At 68.4% G+C, this 10838-nt stretch carries 7 protein-coding genes; 3 read left to right on the top strand and 4 right to left on the bottom strand.

The features are described from left to right. Nucleotides 1–1699: alkaline phosphatase family protein (locus A4X17_RS14435; RefSeq protein WP_064296379.1), on the top strand; the 1699-nt coding region annotated here is incomplete at its 5' end. Nucleotides 1700–2043: 344 nt separating this feature from the next. Here the strand turns inward: A4X17_RS14435 and A4X17_RS14430 are convergent. Beyond that, a complete protein-coding gene (locus A4X17_RS14430) occupies nt 2044–2397 on the bottom strand; it encodes a hypothetical protein (protein ID WP_064296378.1) in 354 nt (117 codons plus the stop codon). A gap of 152 nt (nt 2398–2549) precedes the next feature. On the opposite strand from A4X17_RS14430, the gene A4X17_RS14425 reads away from it, so the two are divergent. After that, complete coding sequence (locus A4X17_RS14425; protein WP_064296377.1) at nt 2550–4148, top strand: HNH endonuclease signature motif containing protein; 1599 nt, start codon at nt 2550–2552, stop codon at nt 4146–4148. Nucleotides 4149–4627: 479 nt separating this feature from the next. On the opposite strand, the gene A4X17_RS14420 is transcribed toward A4X17_RS14425, so the two are convergent. The 3 genes from A4X17_RS14420 to pta form a co-directional block, all read right to left on the bottom strand. Continuing rightward, nucleotides 4628–5755 carry a hypothetical protein gene (locus A4X17_RS14420; RefSeq protein WP_157583544.1) on the bottom strand — a complete coding sequence of 376 codons (1128 nt, stop codon included), beginning with the start codon at nt 5753–5755 and terminating at the stop codon, nt 4628–4630. 280 nt (nt 5756–6035) lie between these two features. Beyond that, complete coding sequence (locus A4X17_RS14415; protein ID WP_064296375.1) at nt 6036–7259, bottom strand: acetate/propionate family kinase; 1224 nt, start codon at nt 7257–7259, stop codon at nt 6036–6038. Between the two features lie 12 nt (nt 7260–7271). Then, nucleotides 7272–9440, bottom strand: coding sequence for a phosphate acetyltransferase (pta, locus tag A4X17_RS14410; RefSeq protein ID WP_064296374.1), 2169 nt, complete (start codon nt 9438–9440; stop codon nt 7272–7274). 445 nt (nt 9441–9885) lie between these two features. Between pta and A4X17_RS14405 the strand changes: the two genes are divergently transcribed. Beyond that, the coding region (locus A4X17_RS14405; RefSeq protein WP_157583542.1) for a hypothetical protein at nt 9886–10838 on the top strand (953 nt) is incomplete at its 3' end.

Genomic DNA, 10838 nt, shown 5'->3' with positions numbered 1-10838 from the left:
CCCCACCTCCCGCCGAGACTTCTTCCGCGCCGCGGGCTTCGGCGTCGCGGGTCTCGCAGCTGGCGGCGCCGTCGCCGGTGGCATCGCGGCCGCCACCGCGTCCAACCCGCAGGAGGACTACGGGTTCACGCCGCTCCCCAAGCGCAGCGAACCAGGGTTCGACCACGTCGTCGTCGTGATGTTCGAGAACCGCTCCTTCGACCACATGCTCGGCTGGCTGTACCCCGCGGGAGGCGAGCCGGCCGGCCAGACCTTCGACGGCCTCGCCCAGGGCGACTACAGCAACCCCGGCGAGTCCGGTGAACCCGTCCCCGCCCACGTCTACACAGGCCCCACCGACCAGATCATGGCCCAGCCCGACCCGGACCCCGGCGAGTTCTACCCACACGTCAACACGCAGCTCTTCGGCACCATCGACCCCGAGAGCAACGGCGACCTCCGCAACCCGCTGCAGCCGCCGTGGAACCTCCCAGCCGACACCTCCTCCCCCAAGAACGACGGCTTCGTCAAGGACTACATCGTCAACTCGACGCTCGCCCGCGGACGCAAGCCGACGCCCGAGGAGTACTCCACCGTGATGGGCGGCTTCTCCCCCGAGATGCTCCCGGTGCTGTCCACGCTCGCCAAGAACTTCGGCGTCTATGACCACTGGTACGCGGCGGTCCCCTCCCAGACCTTCTGCAACCGCTCCTTCTTCCACGCGAGCACCTCCCACGGGTACGTCACCAACATCGAGGACGACGGCATCGGCAAGTGGCTGAGCGCACCAGCCGTCCCCACCGTGTTCAACCGGCTCGAGGAGGCCGGCAAGACCTGGCGCGTCTATTACGACGCCCAACAGGTCGTCTCCCTCACCGGTCTCCTGAGCGCACCGTCGATCGAGCAGTACTGGAAGAGCAACTTCCGGAGCATGGAGCAGTTCCACGAGGACGCGGCGAACGGTGACCTGCCCGACTACGCCTTCGTCGAACCACGCATGGTGTTCGACCACAACGACATGCACCCGCCGGTCGTCCGTCCCGACAACCCGAGCCGGGACGACGTCGACCCTGAGCTCGACTCCGCCTACTCCGACATGCGCGCCGGCGAGCAGCTCCTCGGCGAGGTCTACACGGCGATCAAGCACGGGGCGTCGACCACCGGCTCGAACGCGATGAACACGGTCATGCTCGTCACCTTCGACGAACACGGCGGCATCTACGATCACGTTGCACCACCCAAGGCGACCCCGCCGTCTGGCAAGCCGGAGGCGGGCGAGATGGGCTTCACCTTCGACCGCCTCGGACTGCGGGTGCCGACCATCGTCATCTCCGCATACACGAAGGCCGGCAGCGTCATCAACCAGGAGATGCATCACGGCTCACTCATGAAGACCCTCGCCGAGCTGCACGGACTCGACCCGCTGACCGAACGCGACCGCACCGCCACGAGCATCTTCAACGCCGTGAACCTCACCTCACCGAGGCAACCCGTGCTGTGGCCGACGGTGACGCCCGCCTACGTGCCGCCGAACCCCGAGGCGAACGCCCGTACCGACAAGGACAAGGACCGCAAGCGACCGCTCACGCCGCCGGCTCTCGGACTGATCGGGATCCTCCTCGCGAAGTACGAGCCCGGCGCCCCGCTGCCGGACAACTACGCCGACGCGTACGAGGTGCTGACGAAGCACGGCGAAGGCCTGTTCGGCACTCGGGACTGAGCGGGCGGTGGTGCCCTTCGACAAGCTCAGGGACCGGACCGGATCGCGACGGATGCGAACGCTTCGGTTCTACGCACCCCGTGGCCCCCGAAGCACCGCTCCCGGTTCCTGAGCGGGCCCGCTCGGTCTGAGCGCGCTCTTGGGCCCTAAGCACTACTCCCGGTCCCTAAGCACCACTCCCGGTCCCTGAGCGCGCCACCCGGTCTTGAGCACCCATCCCTACCCCGGGCACCCCGTGCGGTCCCCGAACAGCCCTCCCGGTCCCTGAGTACCCCTCCCGGTCCCTGAGCTTGTCGAAGGGTGGCGACCCCCGTCGAGAGGTGCGAGCCCGCCGACCCGCGACCTCAGAACTCGACGTCTGCTACCGGCGGGAACTCGGTGATCGGTTCATCGCCGAACGGGGCGAGTTCCAGGTACGTCGGCCGGTCGTCCTCGATGAAGAGGAGGAGGAACGCGTTCGACGTACTCGCCTCGAGGACCGTCTGACGCGCCGTGGTTGGCCGGTCGTAGCCCTCAGGGACAAGGTCGATCGAGGGACACGTGCCGCACCCGCACATCCCGTACACCATGACGCCTGGAAGCTGTCCCGCCCACCGTTCTCGATCGGAGGCGGCGATCACCCGATCAACACCGTGCTCCGTGCCGCGGGCGATCAAGGCGACCAGGAGGTCACGCTCACGGTCGGCGAGGGGGCGCATATGGCGAGTGTACGCGGGCCACACGAGAAGTCCCTCGCCACTCACAGAGCCCGGCGAGGTATCCGCACGCAACAGACGTTGGCTAAATATCCCAGATCAGAAGTGGAATCGGTCGGCGTTCGAATGTCAGTGGCTCATGTTTGGATGGTCCCATGTCCAGCAGCCCACACGTTCCCCTCGGTCCGGTCTCCGCCGACCCCTTGGGCACGCTGGGCGAGACGGTGTCCGAGTTCCGCCGCACCTGGTCGGGCGCGCTCGACCCGATTCGACCGGGCGACGACGCCATCGAGCAACTCGCCGGCATGAACGACGCAGGCGTGGTCCGCGTCCTCGACCAGCTGGGTGCCGTGCAGCACGTTGTCGAAGTCCTGGCCGCTCGGGTCATGGGTTCGGTGTCGGAGCGCTCCCGCGGCGGCATCGTCGGCCGCGACCCGTTGGCCCGCAGCCACGGGTATGCGACGCCGGCCGTCATGCTCTCGGAACGGTGGCGCATCTCTCGCGGACGCGCCGCCACGATCACCTCGGTCGCCCAAGCGATCACCCCCAAGCGCGCCCTCACCGGCGACGTCATCGAATGCGACCGCCCTGAGATCGCCGCAGCCATCGAACCCCGACCCGCCGCCGACGCCCCCTGCCTGCCGCTGTCCGAAGGCGACAACCCGACGTGCACGGTCGACCACGACGAGGCGACCACCCCATCCGGCTTCGTCCGGTCCGCACTCAGTGTCGAGGGCGCGGGCATCCTGCTGCGCGAACTGCGACTGGTGGGCTCCGGCGTCGACGACGAACGCGTCCACCGTGCCGTCAGCGCCGGCATCGAGCACTGCGACGGCGCGCCGCTCGCCGAGGTCAGCAGCCTCGCCAAGCTCGTCCGCACCAGCCTCGACCAAGACGGCCCCGTGCCGCGCGAGATCGCGCTCCGGAAGCAGCAGCGCTGCACCCTCCGCGAACTCCCCGACGGCATGACCGAGCTCCGCGCCTTCCTCGCGCCCGAGGCGGCGGGATGGGTCCGCGCCACGATGGACGCCGTCGTCGGGAAGCAGCTGCGGCAGGTCCGGTTCGTCGATCCCTCCGATGAAACGGCCGCGGCGGCACCAACCAGCGGTGAGCTGGCCTCCGCGGATCCGCTCGACGACGCCTACGTCCCACCGGCAGAGATGCCCGACACCCGCACGATGGACGAACGCCGCGTGGAAGCCCTCGTCGGGGTCTTCCGTCACGCCGCGGGTTGCGAGTCGGCGGTCATGGAACTGGCACCCGTCTCCCTCATCATCCGCATGGACGAACCCGACCTGGCCGACGACGGCCAGTGGTCCGACGGCCGGGCCTACATCGACGGCGTCTCCGAACCGATCTCCGCCGGCACCGCACGGTGCATGGCAGCCGATGGCCGGATCATCCCGATGGTGCTCGGCGGGCCGTCGCAGGTGCTCGACCTCGGGGTCGGCACACGATTGTTCACCAAGAATCAGAAGATCGCTCTCGCTGAGCGCGATGGTGGCTGCGCCTGGACCGGCTGTACCCATCCACCGTCGTATACCGAGGCCCATCACCTCGCCTGGTGGTCACGGGGCGGACCGACCGACCTGTCCAACGGCATCCTGTTGTGCAGTTTCCATCACCATCGCATCCACAACGACGGATGGGAGGTCATCGTGCGCGACCACGTGCCCTGGTTCATCCCGCCCGCGCACATCGACCCGCATCGCATCCCGCGACGCGGCGGCAAGCCGAGGCTGCGCGCTGCGTGACGCGCTCAGCACGACCGGACGATTATCTCGACGTCAAACCAATCCACGCCGCCGGACGCTCCGAAGCACTGTTTCCGGTCATTTTCGTTACCCGAACGCGCAAATGGCCGGCGCGCATGGCCCGGGCCAAGCGGTCCCGGCACGTGCGACCGGGCGGAGTGCAGCAACGGAGCTGCCGCTCCGCCTTCCTCCCCGCCGCGCTCGAGCCAGGAAGTCTCCCGTGTGCCCTTCGACAAGCTCAGGGACCGGGGGCGGTATCGGTCACTGAGCTTGTCGAAGCGCACCGCGGACAGCTCTCCACCAACGCCAAGGAACGGGGGGTCTCGGTCATTGAGCCTGTCGAAATGCAACACGGACAACCCTTCATCAAGCTCAGGGAACGGGAACGGGCGCTGAGCCTGTCGACGTGTCAGCTCCCCGGCGGCAGCACGAAGCCCCGCCCTCGACCGGAGTTGAGAACGGGGCTTCGCAGGGTGAGACTAGGCCGTGACCTGCGCGCCCTTGCGGCGAGCAGCTGCGAACAGCATGCCGGCAGCGCCGAGGAGCAGCAGCGCGGCAGCGCCACCGACGAGGACACCCGAGTCCGAGCCGGTGTCAGCCAGCGTCGGGACGGGGGCGCCAGCGGCGACCGGGTCGGCGATGACGGCGATCGCGTCCTCGGCGAAGACACCCGCGCTGTCAGTCACGCGGAAGGTGTACGTACCGACCTGGATGCCCTCGCCCACGAAGGTGAGGTCAGCTGCGGCGAAACCACCGTCTGCGTCGGCGATGACCGTGTCGCCACCGTCAGCGGACCCGAAGACCTCGCCGTTCGGGTCGATGACGCTGATCGTCAGGGTGTCGCCCGGGGTGAAGCCCGTGACGGTCACCGCGAAGCCTGCACCGCCGGGGCGGACGTCGGAGAAGTAGATCGTGTCGGGGTCGACAACTACCAGCGGGTCGAAGACCGGAGCGACGACCGGAGCAGCGAAGTTGTAGTTGTCGCCGTTGAACGAGATCGTCTGGACGACGTCGTCGCCACCGGCGATGACGAGCACACCGAAGGCGAGCAGGTCGAAGCTGCCGAGCGCGGTGCTCAGGTCGGCGATGGACGTCGGCGTGTTCGCAGCGATGCCAGCGATGTCATCGCTGCTCGCGACCCAGTTGCCGGTGAGGCCCGCTGCGCCCGGGTTCTCGGGACGAAGCGTGGTGAAGGTGTTGGTGTCGCCAGTCTCGGCGTAGACCGGGATCTGGAAGTAGGCCAGGTTGTTCGTCGACACGACTCCAGCCGTCGCCGCGATCGTCGCGAAGGTGACATCCGCGCCGTCGACCGCGACCGGAGCCGCGTAACCGTTGATGATCTGCGAAGGACCGGTCATCTCGAGGCCGGCGTCGGTGACAACCGCGTCAGCGCCGGGAGGGGTGGTCGAGCCGGGAAGGCCGTAGCCTTCGTGCCAGCCGGTGTACACCGTCTCGTTGGCAGCAACCTGGTCATCGGTGACCTGGATCTCAGCTGCAGACGCGGGTCCGGCGATGAGGAGGGTGGATCCGGCGACAACTGCGATGCCGGTGGCGAGAGCCGCAGTGCGGCGTGACGTCTTCAAATTCACTGAGGTGAGTACTTTCATCTAGGGGTCCGACAGGCGCGACGTCGCTGGCGGTTTCCTGAGACTAAGGGAACTCACAGGGAAAGTTAATAGGGGGAACCACTCATTCTTTTGTCCTCTGCACGGGGGACACGCGAGCGAGGGTCTGCCGTGCGCCCTCCGACAAGCTCAGGGACCGGAGGAAGCGCCCGGGGCCGATTCGGTCACTGAGCCTGTCGAAGTGCGCGCGCGGAAATCCCGCCCTTCGACAAGCTCAGGGGCCGGCAGAGGTGTCAGGGGCCGAAGGGTCGGCGACTTGCGGCTACGCCAGTGCGGCGACCGTCTGGCGCGCGATCTCGAGCTCCTCGTTCGTGGGGACGACCAGGACGGTCACCGGGGAGTCGTCCGTCGAGATCACCCGGATGCCACGCGCACGCTCGGCGTTGCGGTCCTCATCGAGGACGATGCCGAGCCCCTCGAGCCCCTGCACCGCACCCGCGCGGATCAGCGGCGCGTTCTCACCGACACCCGCGGTGAACACGACCACGTCGAGCCCACCGAGGACCGCGAGGTATGCGCCGAGGTAGTGCCGCAAGCGGTGGACGGTCACGTCGAGCGCGAGCTGCGCCGCTTCATCGCCCTTCGACGCAGACTCGGTGACGTCGCGCATGTCCCCGGTACCCGACAGCCCCAGCAGACCACTGCGGCGGTTGAGCAACGTGTCGAGCTCGTCGAACCCGAGCCCAGCCTTGCGATGCAGGTGGAACAGCACCGCGGGGTCGAGGTCACCGGAGCGCGTGCCCATGACGAGTCCTTCGAGCGGTGTCATGCCCATGGACGTGTCGACCGACCGGCCGCCGTCGATCGCGCACGCCGACGCCCCGTTGCCGAGGTGGAAGACGATCTGCTTCAGCTCACCGAGCGGGCGGTCGAGGAACGCCGCCGCAGCCTCCGACACGAACTTGTGCGAGGTGCCGTGGAAGCCGTATCGACGCACGCGGTGCTTCGCGGCGAGCTCCGCGTCGATCGCGTAGGTGTACGCCGCAGCCGGGATGGTCTGGTGGAACGCCGTGTCGAAGACCGCCACGTGCGGGACGTCGGGGAACGCGACCTGCGCCGCGTTGATGCCCTGCAGGTTCGCCGGGTTGTGCAGCGGCGCCAGCTCGGAGATGTCCTCGATGTTGATCTTCACGAGGTCCGTGACCACGGTCGGCTCGAAGAAGCGCTTCCCGCCGTGCACCACCCGGTGGCCGACCGCGATCGGCGCGTGCTCGTCGAGTGACGGCCCGTGCTCGGCGAACGCGTCGAGCATGACCTGGAACCCGGCTGTGTGATCGGGGATCTCACGCTCGATGACCCATCGTTCCTCGATGGGCGGGGTCGTCGCGCCGGCGGCGTCGGGCAGGTACGACCGGTGCTCGGCGGCGCCCGTCGCGTCGCCGATGCGTTCGACGAGTCCGCTGGCGAGCGTCCGCTCCGTCTCGACATCGATGAGCTGGTACTTGAACGACGAGGAACCGGAGTTCACCACGAGGACGGTGGGCATGTGCGTCTGGACCTATTCCTGTTCCTGCGCCTGGATGGCGGTGATCGCGACGGTGTTGACGATGTCCTGCACGAGCGCGCCACGCGACAGGTCGTTGATCGGCTTGTTGAGGCCCTGCAGCACCGGACCGATCGCGACGGCGCCAGCCGAACGCTGCACCGCCTTGTACGTGTTGTTGCCGGTGTTGAGGTCGGGGAAGATGAACACCGTCGCGCGGCCAGCGACCTGCGAGTCGGGCATCTTCGTCGCGGCGACCGCGGCGTCGGCGGCGGCGTCGTACTGGATCGGCCCCTCGACGAGGAGGTCGGGCCGACGCTCACGCACCTGTCGGGTCGCTGAGCGGACCTTCTCGACGTCGGCGCCCGCTCCGGAGTCACCGGTGGAGTACGACAGCATCGCGATGCGCTGCTCGATCCCGAACTGCTCCGCCGTCTCGGCCGACGAGATCGCGATGTCGGCGAGCTGGGCGTCGGTCGGGTCGGGGTTCACGGCGCAGTCGCCGTAGACGAGCACGCGGTCGGCGAGCGCCATGAGGAACACGCTCGACACCACGGAGACGCCGGGCTTCGTCTTGATGATCTCGAACGACGGCCGGATCGTGTGCGCCGTCGTGTGGGCGGCACCCGAGACCATGCCGTCGGCGAGCCCGAGGTGCACCATCATCGTGCCGAAGTAGGAGACGTCGGTGACGGCGTCGCTCGCCATGTCGATCGTGACGCCCTTGTGGGCCCGCAACCGGGCGTACTCCTCGGCGAACTTGAGGCGCAGCACCGCGTCGAAGGGGCTGACGATGGTCGCCTTGCTGAGGTCGATGCCGAGCTCGATGGCCCGCGACCGCACCTCGATCTCCTCGCCGAGGATGGTGAGGTCGGCGACCTCGCGGGCGAGCAGGGTGCCGGCCGCGCGGAGGATGCGGTCGTCGTCGCCCTCCGGCAGCACGATGTGCTTGCGGTTCGACCGCGCGCGCTCCAGCAGCCCGTACTCGAACATGAGGGGCGTGACGACGTCGGCGCGCGCGACGTTGAGCAGCTCGAGCAGGAGCGGTGCGTCGACGTTCTGCTCGAACAGCGCGAGTGCGGTGTCGTACTTGCGCTGCGAGTCTGCGGCGAGGCGCCCACGGGTGTTCATGACGCGGACCGCGGTGTCGTAGGTACCGAGGTCGGTGCTGACGATCGGCGGGATCTCGCCGAGACCGGAGATGAGCTCCTCCACCACCTCGGGCAGCGGGAATCCACCGTTGAGCACGATGCCCGCGATCGACGGGAACGTGCCGGAGGCATTGGCCATGAGCGCGGCGAGCAGTACCTCCGTGCGGTCTGCCGGGATGACGATGACGGATCCCTCGGTGATGCGCGGGAGCACGTTCACCATCGACATGCCCGCCACGACGACGCCGAGCGCCTCGCGCGTGAGCAGCTCCTCACTGCCCTTCACGAGGGTGCCGTCGACAGCCTCGAGGATGCTGTCCATCGTCGGCGCGATGAGGAAGGTGTCTTCGGGGATGGCCCAGACGGGGACCATCGCGGCGCCGGCGGCGTGGCCGGCCGGGGCGACGACGGAACCGTTCGCGGAACCGTTCGGGTGGATGGCGTCGCTGATCGCAGCGGTGATCTCGAGGAGCTTGTCGGGATCGGCGCGGTTCGCGACGACAGCGAGCAACTGGGCGTGTGCGTCGGCGAGTTCACCCAGGGCGAGTTCGGCGATGTTGCGCATGTCGTCGGGTGTGCGGGCGACGGACTGCCCGAGCTGCTCCCCCGCACCCTGACCGGCGCGACCGCCGAGCACGAGGAGGACGGGTGCGCCGAGGTTGGTGGCGATCCGGGCGTTGTAGCCGAGCTCCGTCGGGCTGCCGACGTCGGTGTAGTCGGAGCCGAGGATCACGACCGCATCGCACTGCGCCTCGATGTGCTTGTACCGCTGGACGATGCGCGAGAGCGCCGCCTCGGGATCGGTGTGCACGTCGTCGTAGCTGACGCCGATGCAGTCCTCGTAGGCGAGGTCGACGCCGTCGTGCTCGAGCAGCAGCTGCAGCACGTAGTCGGGTTTCGTCGTGGACCGTGCGATGGGGCGGAACACCCCGATCCGCTCGATCTGATGGCTCAGGGTGTCGAGGACCCCGAGGGCCACCGTCGACTTCCCGGAGTGTCCTTCGGCAGAGATGATGTAAATGCTTCGCGCCACGGTTTCCAGCCTACGGGGGCGGGCTCTGCGGGGGCTGGGTAAGCGCACAATGTCGTCCTCGCGGGGAGCGGTAGCAGCGAATCCGGCCCGGGGCAAGCCTGGATATCCGCCGTCATGAATGTTGCGGCCAACGCGACCGCGGGAATGGTTGGCAATGGAAACGCTTACACGATCGACAACCGCGACGTTCCGCCGAAGTGGCCGCCGATCCCCGCGCTACACCCGCGTAGCGTTGCGCTGACCAGGCATTTTTGTCGATCAGCCAATTTCCGCTTGGGGGCCGAAAGCTCTCAGGCAACTGTTAGCTTCTCCCACAGGGCAACCGACATCAGACGGATGCCCGGTCCGGTCATAACACCCGTCCATGCACACGGACGCCCTGCACAGTCGCACGCGCCTGTCATCCCGGACGACCCAAACCGACTCCCGAACCCAAGGAATGCTCTTGTCACGACACCTGTCCTGGCGGAAGGCACTGGCCGTGCCCGCCGCCATCGCTCTTGCCCTCGGCGGCGCGGTGCTCACCGCAGCACCGGCCTCCGCCGCCGAAGCCGGCCTCACGGTCACCGCGCCGGCTCAGAACTCCACCGTCGACTCCCGCACCGTCACCGTCACCGGTTCCGTGTTCGGCGGCTCGACCGTCATCGTCTACGCGGCGGACGGCACCACCCCGCTCGCTCGGACCAACGTCGGCGGCAGCTTCGGCCAGCCCATCGACTACAGCGTCCAGCTCCCGACGTACGCGGACGACGCAACCGTCGCCCAGAACATCAAGGTCGGTGGCCTCTTCGGCGGCAGTGGCATCCCACAGGTCCCCGTCGACTTCTCCCTCCCGGCTGTCGCCCCCGTCTTCTCGGTCACGAGCCCGACCGAAGGCCAGGAGCTGGGCTCCCGCACGGTCACGTTCACCGGCACCGGCACCGACGGCTCCACCGTCAACGTGCTCGACACCAACGGAGACCGCGTCCCCGGCACCACCGCCGCCGTCGTCACGGGCGGCCAGTGGACCACCACCGGCACCTACGCCGACGACGCAGCCGTCGCCCAGACCGTCAACGTCAACCAGGTCACCGGCGGCGCAGGCCGCGGCGAAGAGACCGTGAACTTCACACTCCCGACCACCGTGCCCGCGCAGACCTTCGCGGTCACGAGCCCGACCGAAGGCCAGGAGCTGGGCTCCCGCACGGTCACGTTCACCGGCACCGGCACCGACGGCTCCACCGTCAACGTGCTCGACACCAACGGAGACCGCGTCCCCGGCACCACCGCCGCCGTCGTCACGGGCGGCCAGTGGACCACCACCGGCACCTACGCCGACGACGCAGCCGTCGCCCAGACCGTCAACGTCAACCAGGTCACCGGCGGCGCAGGCCGCGGCGAAGAGACCGTGAACTTCAC

The sequence above is a fragment of the Plantibacter sp. H53 genome, from assembly GCF_001650455.1.
Taxonomy (GTDB): Bacteria; Actinomycetota; Actinomycetes; order Actinomycetales; family Microbacteriaceae; genus Plantibacter; species Plantibacter flavus_A.
The sequence above is the reverse complement of the archived record's forward strand: the minus strand, read 5'-3'. Positions and strand labels throughout refer to the sequence as shown.

Coding starts and splice junctions, on each gene's coding strand:
- A4X17_RS14430 (WP_064296378.1), bottom strand. CDS start 2,397: ATGCGCCCCCTCGCCGACCGTGAGCGTGACCTCCTGGTCGCCTTGATC.
- A4X17_RS14425 (WP_064296377.1), top strand. CDS start 2,550: ATGTCCAGCAGCCCACACGTTCCCCTCGGTCCGGTCTCCGCCGACCCC.
- A4X17_RS14420 (WP_157583544.1), bottom strand. CDS start 5,755: ATGAAAGTACTCACCTCAGTGAATTTGAAGACGTCACGCCGCACTGCG.
- A4X17_RS14415 (WP_064296375.1), bottom strand. CDS start 7,259: ATGCCCACCGTCCTCGTGGTGAACTCCGGTTCCTCGTCGTTCAAGTAC.